The organism is Mycolicibacterium nivoides (assembly GCF_003855255.1).
Classification (GTDB): Bacteria; Actinomycetota; Actinomycetes; order Mycobacteriales; family Mycobacteriaceae; genus Mycobacterium; species Mycobacterium nivoides.
The window spans coordinates 5,725,403-5,742,954 of record NZ_CP034072.1; the positions used below are offsets into that span (position 1 = coordinate 5,725,403).

17 protein-coding genes are annotated in these 17,552 nt (G+C 66.9%); 10 read left to right on the forward strand and 7 right to left on the reverse strand.

Annotated features, from left to right (window positions below):
* Nucleotides 1-80: 80 nt before the first annotated feature.
* Together EH231_RS28030 and EH231_RS28035 are read right to left on the reverse strand one after the other, a co-directional pair.
* A complete protein-coding gene (locus EH231_RS28030) occupies nucleotides 81-521 on the reverse strand; it encodes a cupin domain-containing protein (protein WP_090424048.1) in 441 nt (146 codons plus the stop codon).
* Nucleotides 522-570: 49 nt separating this feature from the next.
* On the reverse strand, nucleotides 571-2,409 hold the full coding sequence (locus tag EH231_RS28035) for an Hsp70 family protein (RefSeq protein ID WP_090424047.1): 1,839 nt from the start codon (nucleotides 2,407-2,409) through the stop codon (nucleotides 571-573).
* Nucleotides 2,410-2,859: 450 nt separating this feature from the next.
* On the opposite strand from EH231_RS28035, the gene EH231_RS28040 reads away from it, so the two are divergent.
* Nucleotides 2,860-3,318 carry a nuclear transport factor 2 family protein gene (locus EH231_RS28040; protein WP_170856150.1) on the forward strand — a complete coding sequence of 153 codons (459 nt, stop codon included), beginning with the start codon at nucleotides 2,860-2,862 and terminating at the stop codon, nucleotides 3,316-3,318.
* Between the two features lie 3 nt (nucleotides 3,319-3,321).
* Here the strand turns inward: EH231_RS28040 and EH231_RS28045 are convergent, their stop codons facing one another.
* Nucleotides 3,322-3,975: a L,D-transpeptidase family protein gene (locus EH231_RS28045; RefSeq protein WP_090424045.1), complete on the reverse strand. Its 654-nt coding sequence runs from the start codon at nucleotides 3,973-3,975 to the stop codon at nucleotides 3,322-3,324.
* A 78-nt stretch (nucleotides 3,976-4,053) separates the two neighbouring features.
* On the opposite strand from EH231_RS28045, the gene EH231_RS28050 reads away from it, so the two are divergent.
* A complete protein-coding gene (locus EH231_RS28050) occupies nucleotides 4,054-5,517 on the forward strand; it encodes a bifunctional phosphatase PAP2/diacylglycerol kinase family protein (protein WP_090424044.1) in 1,464 nt (487 codons plus the stop codon).
* Here EH231_RS28050 and EH231_RS28055 read toward each other — a convergent pair.
* Nucleotides 5,471-6,145: a phosphatase PAP2 family protein gene (locus tag EH231_RS28055; protein WP_241177817.1), complete on the reverse strand. Its 675-nt coding sequence runs from the start codon at nucleotides 6,143-6,145 to the stop codon at nucleotides 5,471-5,473. The genes EH231_RS28050 and EH231_RS28055 overlap by 47 nt on opposite strands.
* A 58-nt stretch (nucleotides 6,146-6,203) precedes the next feature.
* On the opposite strand from EH231_RS28055, the gene EH231_RS28060 reads away from it, so the two are divergent.
* The 3 genes from EH231_RS28060 to EH231_RS28070 are packed head-to-tail and all read left to right on the forward strand — an operon-like array spanning nucleotide 6,204 to nucleotide 9,164.
* Nucleotides 6,204-6,686, forward strand: coding sequence for a hypothetical protein (locus tag EH231_RS28060; RefSeq protein ID WP_090424042.1), 483 nt, complete (start codon nucleotides 6,204-6,206; stop codon nucleotides 6,684-6,686).
* A 52-nt stretch (nucleotides 6,687-6,738) separates the two neighbouring features.
* Nucleotides 6,739-7,734 carry an AurF N-oxygenase family protein gene (locus tag EH231_RS28065; RefSeq protein ID WP_090424041.1) on the forward strand — a complete coding sequence of 332 codons (996 nt, stop codon included), beginning with the start codon at nucleotides 6,739-6,741 and terminating at the stop codon, nucleotides 7,732-7,734.
* Nucleotides 7,734-9,164: an FAD-dependent oxidoreductase gene (locus EH231_RS28070; protein ID WP_090424040.1), complete on the forward strand. Its 1,431-nt coding sequence runs from the start codon at nucleotides 7,734-7,736 to the stop codon at nucleotides 9,162-9,164. The genes EH231_RS28065 and EH231_RS28070 overlap by 1 nt, the downstream gene beginning before the upstream one ends.
* On the opposite strand, the gene EH231_RS28075 is transcribed toward EH231_RS28070, so the two are convergent.
* Nucleotides 9,140-9,874, reverse strand: a complete 735-nt coding sequence (locus EH231_RS28075; RefSeq protein ID WP_090424801.1) for a TetR/AcrR family transcriptional regulator — start codon at nucleotides 9,872-9,874, stop codon at nucleotides 9,140-9,142. The genes EH231_RS28070 and EH231_RS28075 overlap by 25 nt on opposite strands.
* Before the next feature lie 113 nt (nucleotides 9,875-9,987).
* Between EH231_RS28075 and EH231_RS28080 the strand changes: the two genes are divergently transcribed.
* From EH231_RS28080 to cysC, 4 genes are all read left to right on the forward strand, one after another.
* A complete protein-coding gene (locus EH231_RS28080) occupies nucleotides 9,988-11,358 on the forward strand; it encodes a sulfatase family protein (RefSeq protein ID WP_090424039.1) in 1,371 nt (456 codons plus the stop codon).
* Between the two features lie 78 nt (nucleotides 11,359-11,436).
* Nucleotides 11,437-12,240: a trehalose 2-sulfotransferase gene (stf0, locus tag EH231_RS28085; protein WP_090424038.1), complete on the forward strand. Its 804-nt coding sequence runs from the start codon at nucleotides 11,437-11,439 to the stop codon at nucleotides 12,238-12,240.
* Nucleotides 12,237-13,151, forward strand: coding sequence for a sulfate adenylyltransferase subunit CysD (cysD, locus tag EH231_RS28090; RefSeq protein ID WP_090424037.1), 915 nt, complete (start codon nucleotides 12,237-12,239; stop codon nucleotides 13,149-13,151). Before stf0 ends, cysD begins: the two co-directional genes overlap by 4 nt.
* Complete coding sequence (gene cysC / locus EH231_RS28095; protein WP_090424036.1) at nucleotides 13,151-15,010, forward strand: sulfate adenylyltransferase subunit CysN; 1,860 nt, start codon at nucleotides 13,151-13,153, stop codon at nucleotides 15,008-15,010. The genes cysD and cysC overlap by 1 nt, the downstream gene beginning before the upstream one ends.
* Here cysC and EH231_RS28100 read toward each other — a convergent pair.
* Together EH231_RS28100 and EH231_RS28105 are read right to left on the reverse strand one after the other, a co-directional pair.
* Nucleotides 14,994-15,800, reverse strand: a complete 807-nt coding sequence (locus EH231_RS28100) for an alpha/beta fold hydrolase (RefSeq protein ID WP_090424035.1) — start codon at nucleotides 15,798-15,800, stop codon at nucleotides 14,994-14,996. The two genes, cysC and EH231_RS28100, sit on opposite strands and share 17 nt — an antisense overlap.
* A 53-nt stretch (nucleotides 15,801-15,853) precedes the next feature.
* The gene (locus EH231_RS28105; RefSeq protein WP_090424800.1) at nucleotides 15,854-16,621 is read right to left on the reverse strand and encodes a trans-aconitate 2-methyltransferase; all 768 of its coding nucleotides are present in this window, start codon (nucleotides 16,619-16,621) and stop codon (nucleotides 15,854-15,856) included.
* A gap of 47 nt (nucleotides 16,622-16,668) precedes the next feature.
* On the opposite strand from EH231_RS28105, the gene EH231_RS28110 reads away from it, so the two are divergent.
* Entirely contained in the window at nucleotides 16,669-17,547 is an 879-nt protein-coding gene (locus EH231_RS28110) for an amidohydrolase family protein (protein WP_090424034.1), read from the forward strand.
* The last annotated feature ends 5 nt before the right edge of the window (nucleotides 17,548-17,552 follow it).

Sequence of the window (17,552 nt, forward strand, 5' to 3'; positions counted from 1 at the left end):
ACAGCAGAACCTTAACCGAACTCTTACCCCGATACCGGACCCCTGCCCAAAGTTTCGCGGTATCAGATGTGTTTCCGCAGCTAGGGACACAGGGCTGGCGCGTCGTCACGCACCGGGGCGTCGGCGGGCAGGGTGTAGGTCACCACGACATCGGCGTCGGTGGTTCCCTCATTGGTCACCCGATGGGGCACCCCGGCCGGAACGACCACCGCCTGGCCCGCCGTGTACTCCACGGGTGCACAGTCGGCCGCGGTTTGCACTACCACCGCACCCTCGTTGATCACCGACTGTTCGGGACCGGAATGGGCATGCCAACCGCTGCCGGCTCCGGGTTTGAGCAACAGGCTCTGCACATACAACGTGGTGGGCTGTCCTGCGGTGACCACCCAGATCGGCGCAGTGGTGGTGCCTTTACCGAGATCGGTGCGCACCACGTCGCCTTCGGCGGGGGTTGCTGCAGCCGGAGCGGCCGACACACAGGCGGTGATGACGCCGACGACGACGGCATGGATGCGGTTCATGGTGCCTCCCGATTGTTGATCGAAAGGTAGCCCGCTCAAGCGTATTTCGTCACGGATAAGGCTGGAACGGATTCTGCGGCTGCTGCTGGTACGGGTACTGCGGCTGCTGCGGATAGGGGTTTTGTGTCTCTCCCCGGTTGGGCACCTGGATCGGAATCGGCACCGGGACGAACGGCACCGTGACGTACGTCGTCGTCATCGGGTTCGTCGTCGTGGTGGTCGTGGTCGGCGTCGTCGTGGTGGTCGTCGGCGGCGTCGTGGTGGTCGTTGTCGTTGTCGTCGTGGTGGTCGTGACGGGAGGAGGCGTGGTTGTCTGCGTGACGACACGCGTCTCCGTCACCGGCGGTGGCGGCGCCTGCGTCACCGTGACCGGCGGCGGCGCCTGGGTGACGGGCTCGGGCGCGGGTGGCGGCTCGACAGGGGCCGGCGGTGGGGCTTCGACCGGGCTGGGCGCCAGCTCCTGCGGAGGCAGCGGCTTGGGCTCGGGCGGCTTGACCTCCGAACTCGGCGCGGTGCCCGTCGCACTGGTCAGCGCGTACGTGACCCCACCGATGGCGACGACGACCAGCGCCGCGGCCACCGCGAAAACGGTCAGCGGCAACCGCTGCCAGCCCCCGCCCGGCTGTTCGATCGGACCCGTCGGGGGCACGTACTGCACGGCCGGACGCGCCGCGGTCTCGCTGCCGTAGGAGTCCACCAGGTCGGGCCCGGTGTAGGGCACCACGTCGTCGCCCGCGTCATCTTCAGACCAGGCCAACGCGCGGAACGTGGAGGAACCCTCTGAACCCTCTGCGCCGGAAGGGATTCCGGCCGTCGGTGCCACGGCCGCCACACCCAGGGTGGGCGCCATACCGGTCTGCGCATCGGCATCGGCGAGGTAGGCAGCCGACAAGGCCGCACCGATCGCGGCGTCCAGCGCGGGCTGCGGAGTGGTCACCACCACGGCCTGCGAATGCTCCGAAAGCTGTTGGGTGACCAGGGGAATGCTGGCACCGCCGCCGATGGTCACCACCGCCGAGACCGCCGGCCAGCCGATCCCGTTGCGCTCCAACGCTTTTTCCAGCTCGCCCAGCACACCGGCGAGCGGAGCCCGCATCAGCGACTCGAGTTCTGTGCGGGTCACCCGCACAGTGGCCGAGTAACCCGGCAGTTCGACCCCGAGATCGGTCGCGGTGTCCGCCGACAAGCGTTCCTTGGCCTGACGGCATTCCTCACGCAACCGGGCCAGCGACCCGACCGCCGCGGTGCCTGCCGGATCGATGCCGCCGGCCTGCGCGACACCCTCGAGCACATGTGTCAGCAGCGCCTGGTCGATCTGGTCACCGGAGAAATCGGGATAGCGGGTGGTCTCGTCGATCGGCTCGAACGCCGACGCGGCGTCGGCCAGCGTGATGCTGGTACCGCCGCCACCGAAGTCCAGTAGCGCCACCACGCCGTTGGCCGGCAGGCCCGGGTTGGCGCGCAGGGCGGCCAGTGAGGCGACGGCGTCGGGGACGAGTCGCGGTGGCCTCCCGTCGCGGGAGAAGCTGGGATTCGTGCGCAGCGCATTGCGCAGGGCACGCAGTGTGGGCGCTCCCCAGTGCGCGGGCACGGCGATGGCCATCTGATCGGAGGGTCCGCCGGCGAGCTCCACCATCGCATCGAGGGCCTCGACCAGCAGGGTGTCAGCAGGATAGGACGCGCCGTCAGGAGCCACGAGGGGCACGGGATCGCCGACCCGCTCGACAAATCCGCTCAAGGTGACACCTGAACCGGATTCGGGCATGCCGACTTGCGGCGTCCGGTCTGTCGACAAGGTCAACACCGAACGCCGGCTGACAGGTTGATTGCCGACACGCGCCGCAACCAAGTTGGTGGTCCCGATCGACAACCCCAACGGGCCGCTCATAACGCACGCCACGATAGCCGCAGCAGAGCCCCCGGGCTGTCCGACACTCCGCAACGGCCAGGCCAAGCACGTTCCGCCGGTGCACTTTTGATCACATGAGCAACGCTAATGCGGCACACAGGAACAGCGATGGTCACCGTCGATACAGACTAGATGGACGGCCTGGCAACCATTTGGCGGCGAGTGCGCAGAGTCGGGCAGATGTACCCCAGCCCCTGCGACGAATGTGTAGCTCCTCGCGCCGAAACCGCATCTCGGCCGCAAAATTCTACACATTCGTCGCAGTGTCCGGGAGGGTACTTACACCCACGGCGCCGTCGCCCAAAGCTCTTTGACATCAACGCCTCTAAGCGCGGCCGGACTTGGCCGCTCCGCCGCAACACCCTTCACGTTCCTCACAGTGGACACAGAGGGTATTGCACCCGCACGCGGTGTGCTCAAATGTCGGGCATGGGTGACATCGACGACATCAAGCAAGTCAAATACCGGTACCTACGTGCCCTCGATACCAAGCACTGGGACGAGTTCGCCGACACCCTCACCGAGGACATCGCCGGCGACTACGGGCAGTCCATGGGCAAGACGCTGCATTTCACCGACCGCGACTCACTGGTCGAGTACATGAAGAGCTCGTTGGGCCCCGAGGTCATCACCGAGCATCGCGTCGCGCACCCGGAGATCGAGGTGAACGGCGACGAGGCGACCGCCACCTGGTACCTCCAGGACCGGGTGATCGTCCCCAGCATGAATTTCATGCTGTTCGGCTCGGCGTTCTATCACGACCGCTACCGGAAGACCGCCGACGGCTGGAAGATCAGCGGCACCGGATACGACCGCACCTACGACGCCACGCTGTCGTTGGAGGGACTCAACTTCAAGCTGGAACCCGGTACCGCCCTTAATATCTGACGGCTACTTCGCGACGGCGATCACGGCGCCTGGCCGTAGCCACTGCATGATCTTCACCAAGGTGGCGTCATCGATCGCGACGCAGCCCGCCGTGGGCCCGCCATCGGTGGTGTGCACGAAGAACGCGCCGCCGTTGCCGGGCACCCTGGCCTTGTTGACGCCCATCACCACAGCGTGCTTGTACTGGGGAATCTGCAGGTTCTCCGTCCCGCTGCTCGGGTCGGTGTTGAACGGGCACTGCGCCTTCTGACACACCTGCATGGTGTTGTAGGTCGGGCTCTTCATGTCGCCGTCCCACCAGTGGTCGGGGCCGACCTGGACGTACTGCAGGCCACCACCCGGATTGGGTGCGGTACCGAACGCGAAGTCGAGGGTGAAAACGCCCATGGGCGTCTTCATTTCACCGTCATGGGTCTCCGGGGCCATGCCATTGGCGCCGATGTGGGCCGGTATCCCGGCGCCGATCGGCTGCCATCCTGCGGGCCCGCGTTGCCAGACATCCATCTTGGCCTTCGAACCACCCACGCCGACAACCGAAATCACCTGGGTGGCGTTGCCGACCGAGGGGGCGAACCAGGGTGGGTCGACGGCACCCGCGGTGGGTGCGCATGCCAGTGCCAACACCCCGGCACACAGCAGGGCAAGCAGTCGGCGCATCCGTCCATCGTCGTCGCCGTCCCTCTCGTCCGGATAAAGCTTGAAGCACGATCCGGTCGCGACGGTTACGTTGGCGCCATGGACGTGCGCGCGATCGGCAAGGGACTGGGAACGCTGGACCGCGAGGTCTTCGAGGCGGTGGCCGAGTCACCGAGCCCGCTACTGGACGCCGTGATGCCCAGGCTGACCAGGGCTGCAGACCATTCCAAGCTGTGGTTTGGCATCGCGGTCGCAATGGGCGCGCTGGGCAGCACGTCGGTGCGGCGCGGGGTCGCGCGCGGTGTGGTCAGCCTGGCGGTGACGAGCCTGCTGACCAATCAGGTGGCCAAGCGGATCTGGCAGCGGCCCCGGCCGGATCACCGCCTGATCCCGGTGGCGCGGCGGATCCGGCGGATGCCGACATCGCATTCACTGCCGTCGGGCCACTCTGCGAGCGCGGCGGCCTTCGCGGTGGGGGTCGGCCTGGAGTCCCCGGCGGCCGGCCTGCCGTTGGCGCTGCTGGCCGGCCTGGTCGGGTTGTCCCGGGTCGCCACCGGTGCGCACTATCCCGGTGACGTGTTCGCCGGATTCGGCATCGGCGCCGCGATCGCGGTCCTCGGCGCCCGCGTCGTACCCACCGTCCCCGCTGCCACACTGCCGAAGTCCGATCCACTACGGTTCCCCACCGAGCCCCGGCCGGACGGCGCCGGCGTCGCACTGGTGATCAACCCGGCCTCCGGCGACGGGACCGGCGCGCGAATCATCGATGAGGTCCGAAAGGCCTTGCCACACGCGGAGATCATCGAACTCGGCGATGACGATGACATCGAGGAGGTGTTGCGGGAGACCGCCGCCCGTACCGACGTGCTCGCGGTGGGGGGCGGCGACGGCACGGTGGCATGCGCGGCAGGCATCGCCGTCGACGCGGGTGTTCCGCTTGCGGTGTTCCCCGGCGGGACGTTCAACCACTTCGCCAAGGACATCGGCTGCGAATCGGTGGCCCAGACAGTCAAGGCGATCACCGAAGGCTCCGCGGCCTATGTCGACCTGGTCTGCCTCAATGAGGAACGCATGGTGATCAACACCGCCAGCATCGGCGCCTACCCGAAGTACGTGCGCACGCGGGAGAGGCTCGAGCACCGGATGGGCAAGCGGTTGGCCGGGATGTACGCGCTGTACCTCACGCTGCGCCGGGAAGCGCCGGTCCGGATCAGCTACGACAACAAGACCCTGGAGACCGAGTTGTTCTTCCTGGGCAACTCGACGTACTTCCCGTCCGGATTCGCGCCGTCTCAGCGCCCACGCCTCGACGACGGGCTGATCGACGTGCGGATCCTTGAGACCGGGCGACGCTTCAGCCGCCTGCGCATCGCGACGGCTGTCGCCCTGGGCCGGCTCGAACGCAGCCCGCTGTATCACGAGCTACAGGTGCCGCAGTTCCGATTCGTCGCCGTCGACGGGCCCACCACCGTGGCCCATGACGGCGAGGTCGGCGAGGCGCTCAGCGAGGCCAGTTTCAGCGTGCGTTACCGGGCGCTGCCGGTGTTTCGTCCACTGCCGTGACGGTTGCCGGATACGGCGGGCACAGCAGGTAGACCGCCACGAACCAGGCGTAACCCAGTGCCCAGCCCGCCACCACATCCGAGGGGTGGTGGACGTTGAGCACGACCCGCCCCACCCCGATGGCGACGACCACGAGCACCCCGGCCGCCACCCACCAGCCCCGCAGTCGCGGGTGAAGCGTCGGCCACGCGACGACCGACACGGCCAGCACCGAGACCATCACGCCCAGCGCGTGCCCAGACGGGAACGAGGTCGAGAGCGCGTGGACCAGTGCGGTGGCCGGGCGCGGACGGTCCACCAGAAACTTGGCCAGCTCGGTCGTCACCGCACTGAGCTCAACCGTCAAGAGCAGGAACAGCGCGATGCGCCGTCGCCGCCGTACCAATGCGACCACGATCATCACCAGGCCCACCAACCGGAACGCAAACGGGCCGAGCGCCGTGCAGAACACGTCCCATGCCGTCACCCAGGCGGGGTGCGCCGCGCCGTACCGGTACGGGCCTGCCAGCCCGGCGTCGTCCAGGTCGGCCAGCCAAGTCCACTGCATCGCGTAGCCGATCCACAGCGCCGCGAACACCGCGACAGCCACTACCGCGCTCACGATCAGCCACCTGGCCCCGGTTTTCACCAGATCATCTCTACCAGCTCCAACCGATTTGCCATGTTTGCGCGCTACCGTCGAAGACATGGCACTGATCCTGCGAAAGCTGATGCACATCGGCGCTCTTCCGGAGGGTCTGCGGGCCGAAGCCGAAGCCGAAGGCATCCTCTTTCTCGCCGAATACGTCCCGGTGACCAGGCGCTTCACGGGAACGATCCCGGGCAAACGGTCTACGGGCAGCGTCGCAAGCTACGCCGGTGCGCTGGTCCTGACGAACTACCGCGCGCTCGCCACCATGTCCACCCTGCCCATGCTTGCCGGTCGCAGCATCGACCAGCCGTGGTCGGCGCCCCAGATCGGTGCGATGCACGCCGAGCTCGACCCGTCCGGGCTCACGCTCACGGCCGATGTGGCCGAGATCGACCGGCGCTGCCACGGCCATTTGTCACTGCACTACAAGACCGCGATACCGGACGAGGTCCTGTCACAACTGCCACGCCGAACCATGGCCTTCGATGTGGGGGCGGAATACGTGTTCCGCGCGGTCGGGGTGCCGTACCACCCGTAGGTCCGCGCAATTCGCTATTTACCGGGACCCGAAGTCTCGGTAAATTGTCGCCATGGCTTCCACCTCGTCCGACGCCGCACCTCTGGATGCGGACTACCAGGATCTGTTGCAGACGCTGTCCGAAGGTTCCGTGCGCCGCCGCTTCGACCCCTACCTGGACATCGCGTGGGACTCCCCCGATTTGGCCATCGACCTCGACGATCCTCGCTGGGTGCTGTCACCGAACGTCGACCCGCTCGGCGCCACCGCGTGGTACCAGTCCCAGCCGCTGGCCCGGCAGATCGAGATCGGCCGCTGGCGGACCCTCAACTCGGTCAAGGTCGGCGCCGCCTTCGAGAGCATCCTCATCCGCGGGTTGATGGCGTTCATCATGAAGCTGCCCAACAACTCCCCCGAGTTCCGCTACGCGTTGCACGAGATGACCGAGGAGTGCAACCACATCCAGATGTTCCAGGAGCTGGTCAACCGCAGCGGTGTAGACGTGCCGGGCATGCGGCCGCTGTTCCGCCGGTTGTCGCCGTACATCGGCCTGGTCGGCCAGTACTCCCCCACCGCGTTCATGGCGGGCATCCTGGCCGGTGAGGAGCCGATCGATCATTTCCAAAAGGGCCTGATCCGCGAGGGCGCCAACATTCCGCCCGCGGTGCTGCGGACCATGCAGATCCACATCGCCGAAGAGGCACGCCACATCTCGTGGGCGCACGAATTCCTCAAAACCCATCTGCCGGAACGGTCGTGGCGGATGAAGGCGTTCGCGAGCGTCGCATTCCCGCTGACGCTGCGCTGGCTGGCACACGAGATCGTGGCTCCCCCGAAGTCGTTCGGCGAGGAGTTCGGGATCCCGCGCGCGGTGATCAAGGATGCGTTCTGGCGCAGCCCGCACTCACGCAAGATCTTGTCCGGCTACTTCGGCGAAATGCGTTCCCTCAGCGAGGAACTCGGCTTGATGAACCGAGTCGGCCGGTGGGTGTGGAAACGCTGCGGAATCGACGGCGAGGCCGCCCGCTACCGCGGTGTGCCGGACCGCGAAGCGGTTGCCCTCGCCTGATGCCCCACGTCATCACGCAGTCCTGCTGCAGCGACGCGTCGTGCGTCTACGCCTGCCCGGTCAACTGCATCCACCCCACACCCGACGAACCCGACTTCCACACCGCGCAGATGCTCTACGTCGACCCTGTCGAGTGCGTCGACTGCGGGGCGTGTGTGACGGCATGCCCGGTGGACGCGATCAAACCGCACACCAAGCTGACCGGCGCGGAGGACGTGTTCGCCACGATGAACGCCGATTTCTACGCCACGCCCCGGCCCAGGCCGATTCTGGCGCCGGTGGTCCCTCCGCTCGAGGTTCGTACCGGCGCTGACCTGCGCGTCGCGATCGTCGGATCCGGACCGGCCGCGATGTACGCCGCCGAAGAGGTGTTGACCATTCCCGGTGCCCGGGTCCGGATCTACGAACGGCTCACCCGGCCATACGGTTTGGCCCGTTTCGGGGTGGCACCCGATCATCGACGAACCCGCGGGGTGACCCGCCAGTTCGACCACATCGCCGCCGACCCACGTCTGGAGATGCGGCTCGGTGTCGAGATCGGCAGCCACGTCACCCATGACGACCTGCTGAATGAGCATCACGCCGTCATCTACGCCGTCGGTGCCTCGACGGACCGGCGCCTCGACATCCCGGGCATCGAGCTGCCCGGCGTCACCTCGGCCACCGAGTTCGTCGCCTGGTACAACGACCATCCTGATCACACCGGCCGGTCCTTCGACCTATCCCACCGTCGCGCGGTCATTGTCGGCAACGGCAACGTCGCCCTCGACGTGGCTCGCATCCTCACCATCGACCCGGACCTACTGGCGGACACCGAGATCGCGCCGCACGCACTGAAAGCTCTGCGCGACAGTGCGATCGAAGAGGTGGTCGTGGTGGGCCGGCGCGGGATCGAGCAGTCCGCGTTCACGGTCCCCGAACTGGTCGGACTGTGCTCGACACCGGGTGTCGACGTCGTCGTCCGTGACGAGGACCTGCGCACCCTGCCCGCGTCGGACCCCAGGTCCGCGATCTTGCGCGCGGGGCCACACGGAACGGGCAATCGCCGGATCGTGCTCGAGTACCTGTTGTCGCCGACCGCGATCCTCGGCCAGTGCGCGGCGACCGGCGTGGAATTCGTCCACAACGAACTCGTCGCCGCGCCCGACGGTTCGACCCGGGTGAAATCGACTGGGCTGCAACAGGTCATCGAGGCCGGCCTGGTGCTGACCTCGATCGGGTATCGCGGTATGCCTGTGCCGGGGCTGCCGTTCGACGACGACACTGCCACGGTGCCGAATGACGGCGGCCGGGTGCCGGGCGTCCCGGGCGCGTTCGTCACCGGGTGGATCAAGCGCGGGCCGACCGGTTTCATCGGGACCAACAAGTCCTGTGCGCAGGAGACCGTCCGCAGCCTGATAGCCGATTACAACGGTGGGCTGCTGGCCTGACGGTTCGTCAGCGCGGCGATCACCGACGTCAACTCGTCATCGCGGTTGATCTCCAGCCCGCTCGCGCGCGCCGCACCGTCCAGGACATACCAGGCGAAATCGGCCAGGTGAGTCACGAGTTCTTCCCGTGACCGCTCCGGCGCCGCACCGCGGGTCCACGCCGACAAGGTGGCTTCCACCATCGTCACCACCGCGAACGGGACTGTCTTGAACGCGCTGTCGTCCACCCCGATGGTCTGCGCGATCGTGGCGATGATCCCCTCGGACTGCCTGGTCATGCGGAGCTTGAGCTCGCTGACCGCGTCCAATGAGCCATCGCTGTCGAAGGTCGGCCCACGCCGGACGAACTCGTCGAGCCGCGGGTGGTCGAGCATCCAGTCGGCCACCGCCGCCACGGTGCGGGTCAGGATGTCGCGCAATGAGCCGTTGCTGACGTCGAGGTTGGTGTCGAGAACCGCCGCGAAGTCGTCGAACACATACGACCGGACACGTCGCTCGAGCTCTTCTTTGCCGGCGAACTGGCGATATACCACCGACTTCGCCACCCCGGCACGATCCGCGATACGCACCATCGAGATCTCGGCGCCCGGTGGATTCTCCTCGATCAACGCGACCGCTGCCTGCAGGATCTGGGCCCGCCGCTCGGTGTTGTGCTGCTCCCAGCGGGCCTCATAGCCGCTGACCGCAGCAGGTTCGGTGGCGGTCGGCATGGCCTCCACCCTACCGACGACGCGGCGACGAATAAGTAGCTCTCGGTGATCCAAACGGTTGCGGAAGGAAGGTTCAGGCTGTTCGGTCGTAGAGTAGACGGAAAGGATGTGACGTGACGGAGCCGCAACGGCAGAACCTGCTGGTCGTGCACTGGCATGACCTCGGCCGCTATCTCGGCGTGTACGGCCACCCGGATGTGGCCAGCCCACATCTCGATCGGCTCGCCGCCGAGGGGATCCTGTTCACCCGCGCACACGCCACCGCGCCGCTGTGCTCACCGTCCCGGGGTTCGCTGTTCACCGGCCGGTACCCGCAGAGCAACGGCCTGGTGGGCCTGGCCCACCACGGTTGGGAGTACCGCGCCGGAGTGCGCACCCTCCCCCACCTTCTCGCCGAATCAGGTTGGCACACCGCACTGTTCGGGATGCAACACGAGACGTCGTACCCGGCGAACCTCGGTTACGCCGAGTTCGACGTATCGAATTCGTTCTGCGAGTACGTCGTCGAGCAGGCCACCGCGTGGCTGGCCGATGCTCCGCAACAACCATTCCTGCTGACCGCCGGATTCTTCGAGACGCACCGCCCGTATCCCCATGACCGGTACGAACCGGCCGATTCGGTGTCCGTCGAAGTTCCCGACTACCTGCCCGACACCAGGGACGTGCGCGACGATCTCGCCGAGTTCTACGGGTCGATCGCGGTAGCTGACGCGAAGGTCGGCGAACTGCTCGACGCCTTGGCCGCCGCCGGCCTCGACGAGAGTACGTGGGTGGTCTTCATGACCGACCACGGGCCGGCGCTGCCCCGGGCCAAGTCGACGTTGTACGACGCGGGCACCGGCATCGCGCTCATCGTGCGTCCACCGCGGGGTTCTGCCGTTGCGCCGCGCCGCTATGACGAGTTGTTCAGTGGGGTCGATCTGCTGCCCACCCTGCTGGAGTTGCTCGGCGTCGATATCCCCGGCGACGTTGAGGGGCTGTCACACGCCAGCAACCTCACGGCAACCTCAGAAGAAACGGATGAAGTCCGTTCCGAGGTGTACACCACAAAGACCTATCACGATTCTTTCGACCCCATTCGTGCGATCCGCACAAAGGAATACAGCTATATCGAGAATTACGCGGCACGGCCATTGTTGGACCTGCCGTGGGATATCGCCGACAGCCCACCCGGACGGGTGCTCGGCGACCGGGTCCTCGCGCCGCGGCCCGAACGCGAACTGTATGACCTCGTCGCCGACCCGACCGAGCGCAACAACCTGCTCGGACCCGACGCCACCGACAAGGACGAGGCAATCGCGGAGAACCTCGCCCTATTGCTGAACGACTGGCGCCAGAAGACCCTCGACGTCATACCCTCTGAATTCGCGGGTACCCGCATTTCGGAGCGTTATACCCAGACATATCTGAGCATCCACGGCCGTCCCGCCACCAGCCGATCCGCCATCGCCGCCGACCGCGGCATCACCGATACCCATCAATAGTTTTCATCTCGGTGAATAAAAACTCTTGACGCTTCTTCGAATAGGCGCCGCAAATCAATGATGGTTAGAGTCTCGCCCATGTCAGATCATCCGACTGCCTACCTGGTGCTCGCTTCCCAGCGCAGCGGCAGCACCTTGCTGGTGGAATCCCTGCGCGCCACCGGTATGGCCGGCGAGCCCCAGGAGTTCTTCCAGTACCTGCCGACCACCAGCATGTCGCCGCAGCCCCGGGAATGGTTCGCCGGCGTCGAGGACGAGTCGATCCTGCGCCTGCTCGATCCGCTGGTCGAAGGAAAGCCGGACCTGGCCCCGTCGGAGATCTGGCGCGACTACATCCGCACGGTCGGCCGAACCCCCAACGGGGTGTGGGGCGGCAAGCTGATGTGGAACCAGACCCCGTTGCTGCTGGAGCGCGCCGAGGGCCTTCCCGAGCGTTCCGGGCCCGGTTTGCTCTCCGCGATCCGCGACGTCATCGGCAGCGACCCGGTGCTGATCCACGTCTACCGTCCCGACGTTGTGTCTCAGGCGGTTTCGTTCTGGCGCGCGGTGCAGACCAGGGTCTGGCGTGGCCGGCCCGATCCGGTACGGGATGCGCGCGCCGAGTACCACGCCGGCGCCATCGCGTACGTGATCAAGATGCTGCAGGCCCAGGAGGAGGGATGGCGCTCCTGGTTCGCCGAGGAGAACATCTCCCCCATCGACGTGCCGTATCCCTACCTGTGGCGCAACCTCACGAACGTGGTGGCCACAGTGCTGGAAGCGCTCGGCCTGGATCCGCGACTGGCACCGCAGCCGGTGCTGGAACGCCAGGCCGACCAGCGGTCCGACGAATGGGTGGATCGCTACCGCAGTGACGCCGAGAAGGAGGGGTTGCCGGTATGACGGTCACTGATCTTTTGCATGTCGACGAACTGCGCCTGCTGGAAGCCGAGGCGGTGCACATCATCCGCGAGGTGGTCGCCGAATTGCAGCGCCCGGTGCTGCTGTTCTCCGCGGGCAAGGACTCCATCGTCCTGCTGCGCCTGGCCGAGAAGGCTTTCCGCCCTTCACCGTTGCCGTTCCCGGTGCTGCACGTGGACACCGGGCACAACTTCCCGGAAGTCATCGAGTTCCGGGACCGCCGCACCACCGGCGTCGGACACAAGCTGCTCGTCGGGTCGGTGCAGGAGACGATCGACAGTGGACGGGTCGCCGATCCGGGCCCGGGAGCCTCCCGTAACCGGCAGCAGACCCGCACGCTGCTCGACGCACTGGAGGCCGGCGGATTCGACGCGGCGTTCGGCGGCGCCCGCCGCGACGAGGAGCGGGCACGTGCCAAGGAACGCATCCTGAGTTTCCGTGACGAGTTCGGTCAGTGGGATCCGCGGGCCCAGCGCCCCGAACCGTGGTCGCTGTACAACGGCCGGATCCGCAAGGGCGAGCAAGTACGGGTGTTCCCGCTGTCGAACTGGACCGAGCTGGACATCTGGCGCTATATCGAACTGGAAAACCTTGAGCTGCCGTCGATCTACTTCGCCCACGAACGCGAGGTCTTCGAACGTGACGGCATCCTGCTCGCGGTCTCGGAGTACGCCCAGCCGGCCGGTTCTGAGCGGGCCGCCGTCGAGTGGGTGCGCTACCGCACGGTCGGCGATCTCACCATCACCGGAGCCGTCCGGTCGGAAGCCACCACCATCGACCGGGTGATCACCGAGATCTCGGCGGCCACCGTCTCCGAGCGCGGCGAGACCCGCGCCGATGACCGGACGTCCGTCGCCGCGATGGAAGACCGGAAACGGGAGGGCTACTTCTGATGTCTACTCGTCAACTGCTGCGCATCACCACCGCCGGTTCGGTCGATGACGGCAAGAGCACCCTGATCGGCCGCCTGCTGCACGACACCGACAGCCTGCCGCTGGATCATCTTGAGGCCGTGACCGATTCGGACGGTGTGGCCGACCTGGCGGCACTGTCCGACGGCTTGCGCGCCGAGCGGGAACAGGGCATCACCATCGATGTGGCCTACCGGTTCTTCTCCACCGCGACCCGCAGCTACATCCTGGCCGACACCCCAGGGCACGAGCGGTACACCCGCAACATGTTCACCGGCGCCTCCAATGCGCACGTGGCCATCCTGCTGGTGGATGCCCGGGCCGGAGTGCTGCGCCAGACCCGGCGCCATGCCCGTATCGCAAAACTGTTGGGCATCAAGCACTTCGTCGCCACCGTGAACAAGATCGATCTGGTCGACTTCGACAAAGGCCGGTTCGCCGAGGTCGAGCGTGAGCTGCAACAGGTCGCCGACCGGCTCGGCGGGCTCGATCTCACCGTCATCCCGATCGCCGCCAAGCTCGGTGACAACGTGGTGCACCGCTCGCAGAACACCCCCTGGTACGACGGGCCCACCCTGCTCGAGTACCTCGAAGGAATCGAGCTGTCGGCGCCGCATGCCGATCCGGCGAACCTGAGGCTGGCCGTGCAGTGGGTGTCCCGGCCGACCGCGGAACAACGCCGCCGTTACACCGGCCGGCTGTCCGCGGGCACGCTCGCGGTCGGTGACCCCGTCGTGAGCCTGCCGGCCGGCACCCGCTCGATCGTGACGGCCGTGGACACCCTCGATGACGACCGGTCGGTAGGCGTTGCACCACTGTCGGTTTCGATCGAATTGGCCGACGACATCGACGTCGGGCGCGGTGACGTCTTCATCAGCGGCTCCGAGGACACGGTGCCGCCCGTGCTGGCCCGCGAGATCGACGCGACGGTGTGCTGGTTCTTCGACAACCCGCTGCGCGCGGGCGACCGGCTGGCCCTCAAACAGGGCACCCGTACGGTGCGGGCGACAGTGCAGGAGTTGCACACCAAGCTCGACCCCGAGACCCTCGACGAGGTCGAGTCCCCGGTTGAGCTGGCGCTCAACGACATCGGCTCGGTCACGTTGCGCACCAGCTCGGTGCTGGTGGCCGACAATTACGCCGACAACCGCGACAACGGTGCGTTCATCCTGATCGACGAGGTGTCCAACGACACAGTCGGCGCCGGAATCATCCTGCAGGCGCGTGAGCTCAAGCCCAGCGGGCACAACCGGTCCGACATCAAATGGCATCCGTCGTCGCTGGACCGCGACTACCGCTGGAACAGCACCGGACAGCGCGGCGCCACCATCTGGTTCACCGGCCTGCCCGCCTCGGGCAAGTCCACGCTGGCGGTGGCCGTCGAGCGGGCCCTGGTCGAATCGGGGCAGGTGGCCTACCTGCTCGACGGGGACAACCTGCGGCACGGACTGTCCGATGATCTCGGCTTCTCGGCCGGTGACCGCACCGAGAACATCCGCCGCGTCGGGCATTTGACCCGGCTGCTGGCCGATGCGGGTGTGGTGGCGCTGGCCTCGTTGGTATCGCCGCTGAAGTCCGACCGCGAGACCGCGCGGGCCCTCAACGACGCCGCCAAGCTGCCGTTCATCGAGGTGCACGTCGCTACGTCACTGGCCGAGTGCGAGCGCCGGGATCCCAAGGGGCTCTACGCGCGGGCCCGGTCCGGTGAGCTCAAGGGACTCACCGGCGTCGATGCCCCCTACGAGGCGCCCGAGAACCCCGATCTGGTGCTCGACACCACCGGTGCCGTCATCGACGACCTGGTCCAGCAGGTCATCGACTTGCTCAACACCCGCCGCTAACCAGTGATTTGATGACGCGGTCGGCGTGGGTGACGTACAGCCCGTGTGCAGCACCAGGGATCTCGATGAGCTCCGCATCGGGCAACAGCGCGACCGTCCGGCGCCCGGTCAGCTCGATGGGCGTCGACGCATCGGCATCGCCCTGGATCACCAGAACGGGCAGGTCGAGGCGGGCAAGCTCGGCGCGGTAGTCGGTGTGGGCGCCCATCCGCTGGGTGGCGACGACAGTCGCCACGGGCAGATCGGCGACCTGGTCCACGGTCCACTCGACCACCTCGGGCGACACCGCGTGATCCCCGAAGAAGGGCGCCGCGTTGTCGACACACCATTGCCGCACATCGCGTTCCAGCTCGGCGGTCATCCCTTCGAGGATGGCCTCGTCGACGCCGTCCGGGTTGTCTTCGGTCTTGACCACCATCGGGAGCTGGGGCGCCACGAGCACCGCACGATTCACCCGGCGCACCCCGTGTCGACTGAGATAGCGCACGATCTCGCCGCATCCCAGGGAGTGCCCCACCAACGTGGCGCCATCGAGCTCCAGGTGATCGAACAGTGCGGCCAGGTCGTCGGCCAGCAGATCCACCGTCCACTCGCCGGCGTAGGCGCCGGAACTTCCGTGGCCGCGCCGGTCGTAACTGACACAGCGAAAACCGTTGTGCACCAGGTGTTCGATGACCTGGTCCCACTGTCCCGAATTGAGTCCCCACGAATGGGTGAAGACCAGGACCGGCCCGGACCCGGCGTCGGCGTAGTGGATGTCGGTGCGATCCGCGGTCGTGAATGTCGGCATACGGCAATGCTGGCCGAGCCCGGTCCGAAAATCGATTACGTCGTAGGTAATGACTACCGCGTGACTTGGGCGACCACGAACACGCGACGGAACGGGAAGAACGTGATGCCGTCATCCCGCTTCGGGTATGCCTCGGCCAGCATCGGGATGATCGCCTGGCGGTATCGCTCCCACAGCTCTTCGTTCAGCCGGCCTTTCACCTGGGTCAGGGCCGTCCCCGTGATCCAGTCCAGAACCGGTGTCTCACCGGCCAATTGGTGTACATAGGTGGTCTCCCAGGCGTCCACCACGCAGCCCGCATCGGTCAGCAGTCCGGCGTATTCGGCGGGCGTGTCCACCTGCCCCACGTCGCGCCAGGGCATATCACGCAGCGGCTCGATGAACGGCTCGCGCCGGGCCAGCGCACGCACCGCGTGGTGCGAGGGCGCATCGAAGTTGCCCGGCACCTGGAAGGCGATCCAGGCCCCGGCCGGCAGCTGCCCGGCCCAGCGCACCACGAGTTCGCGATGCGAGGGCACCCACTGCAATGCCGCGTTGGAGACCACCACGTCGGTGTCGGGCTGCGGTTTCCAATCCTCGATCGCACCGGCGTGTGCCTCGAGCCCGCGGGCCTGGGCGGCGGCCACCATCTCCGGAGAGCTGTCCCAGGCCTCCAGCGTGGCGCCGGGCCAACGCAGCAGCAGCGTCTCGGTCAGGTTGCCCGGTCCACACCCCAGGTCGACCACCCGTCGCGGTGCGTTTGCCGCAACGCGCGTGAGCAGGTCGTAGAACGGCCGGGCCCGATGGTCGGCGAAGGTCAGATAGGTCTCGGGATTCCACACCCACCCGATCATCCCCTCCCGGGGCCGGCGGTGCATGATCGTCGACGATGGATGAATCGAAAAAGGTCCGCGCAATCTGGACTGAGCTGGGCCTGCCCGGCATCGTCGACGTGCACACCCACTTCATGCCCAAGAACGTCATGGACAAGGTGTGGCAGTACTTCGACAGCCAGGGTCCACTGATCGGCCGGGCATGGCCCATCACGTACCGCGCCGACGAGGCACAGCGGGTCGCCACGCTGCGGGAGTTCGGCATCAGACGATTTTCCTCGCTGATCTACCCGCACAAGCCCGACATGGCGGCCTGGCTGAACCAGTGGGCGCGAGGCTTCGCGCAGGACACCCCGGACTGCCTGGCCACCGCCACGTTCTTCCCCGAAGAGCCCGCCGCGGGGTACGTCGCCGACGCCATCGCCGCAGGTACCCAGGTGTTCAAGGCACACATCCAGGTGGGCAACTACGAACCCAACGATCCGCTGCTCGACCAGGTCTGGGGGCAGATCGAAGACGCCGGCGTCCCAGTGGTCATCCACTGCGGTTCCGGACCGGCGCCCGGAGACTTCACCGGCCCGGACCCGATCGTCCGACTGCTGAGCCGCTACCCGCGTCTGGCACTGATCATCGCGCACATGGGAATGCCCGAGTACTCCGCGTTCCTCGATCTCGCCGAGCGCTACGACAACGTGCGCCTGGACACCACGATGGCGTTCACCCCGTTCGTCGAGGAGATGATGCCGTTTCCCGCCGACGAAGTGAGCCGGGTGAAAGACCTGGGTGAACACATCCTGTTCGGCAGCGACTTCCCGAACATCCCGTACGGGTACGCCGAGGCCGTGCATCACCTGATCGACCTGCCGGGAGTGGACGACACCTGGCGGCGCAACGTTCTGCACGACAACGCGGCGAAGTTGTTCAGGCTGAGCTGAGCAGT

Excerpts from the sequence above, each read along its gene's own strand:
- EH231_RS28030 (WP_090424048.1), bottom strand. The coding sequence starts at position 521 with ATGAACCGCATCCATGCCGTCGTCGTCGGCGTCATCACCGCCTGTGTG.
- EH231_RS28035 (WP_090424047.1), bottom strand. The coding sequence starts at position 2,409 with ATGAGCGGCCCGTTGGGGTTGTCGATCGGGACCACCAACTTGGTTGCG.
- EH231_RS28040 (WP_170856150.1), top strand. The coding sequence starts at position 2,860 with ATGGGTGACATCGACGACATCAAGCAAGTCAAATACCGGTACCTACGT.
- EH231_RS28045 (WP_090424045.1), bottom strand. The coding sequence starts at position 3,975 with ATGCGCCGACTGCTTGCCCTGCTGTGTGCCGGGGTGTTGGCACTGGCA.
- EH231_RS28050 (WP_090424044.1), top strand. The coding sequence starts at position 4,054 with ATGGACGTGCGCGCGATCGGCAAGGGACTGGGAACGCTGGACCGCGAG.
- EH231_RS28060 (WP_090424042.1), top strand. The coding sequence starts at position 6,204 with ATGGCACTGATCCTGCGAAAGCTGATGCACATCGGCGCTCTTCCGGAG.
- EH231_RS28065 (WP_090424041.1), top strand. The coding sequence starts at position 6,739 with ATGGCTTCCACCTCGTCCGACGCCGCACCTCTGGATGCGGACTACCAG.
- EH231_RS28070 (WP_090424040.1), top strand. The coding sequence starts at position 7,734 with ATGCCCCACGTCATCACGCAGTCCTGCTGCAGCGACGCGTCGTGCGTC.
- EH231_RS28075 (WP_090424801.1), bottom strand. The coding sequence starts at position 9,874 with ATGCCGACCGCCACCGAACCTGCTGCGGTCAGCGGCTATGAGGCCCGC.
- stf0 (WP_090424038.1), top strand. The coding sequence starts at position 11,437 with ATGTCAGATCATCCGACTGCCTACCTGGTGCTCGCTTCCCAGCGCAGC.
- cysD (WP_090424037.1), top strand. The coding sequence starts at position 12,237 with ATGACGGTCACTGATCTTTTGCATGTCGACGAACTGCGCCTGCTGGAA.
- cysC (WP_090424036.1), top strand. The coding sequence starts at position 13,151 with ATGTCTACTCGTCAACTGCTGCGCATCACCACCGCCGGTTCGGTCGAT.
- EH231_RS28100 (WP_090424035.1), bottom strand. The coding sequence starts at position 15,800 with ATGCCGACATTCACGACCGCGGATCGCACCGACATCCACTACGCCGAC.
- EH231_RS28110 (WP_090424034.1), top strand. The coding sequence starts at position 16,669 with ATGGATGAATCGAAAAAGGTCCGCGCAATCTGGACTGAGCTGGGCCTG.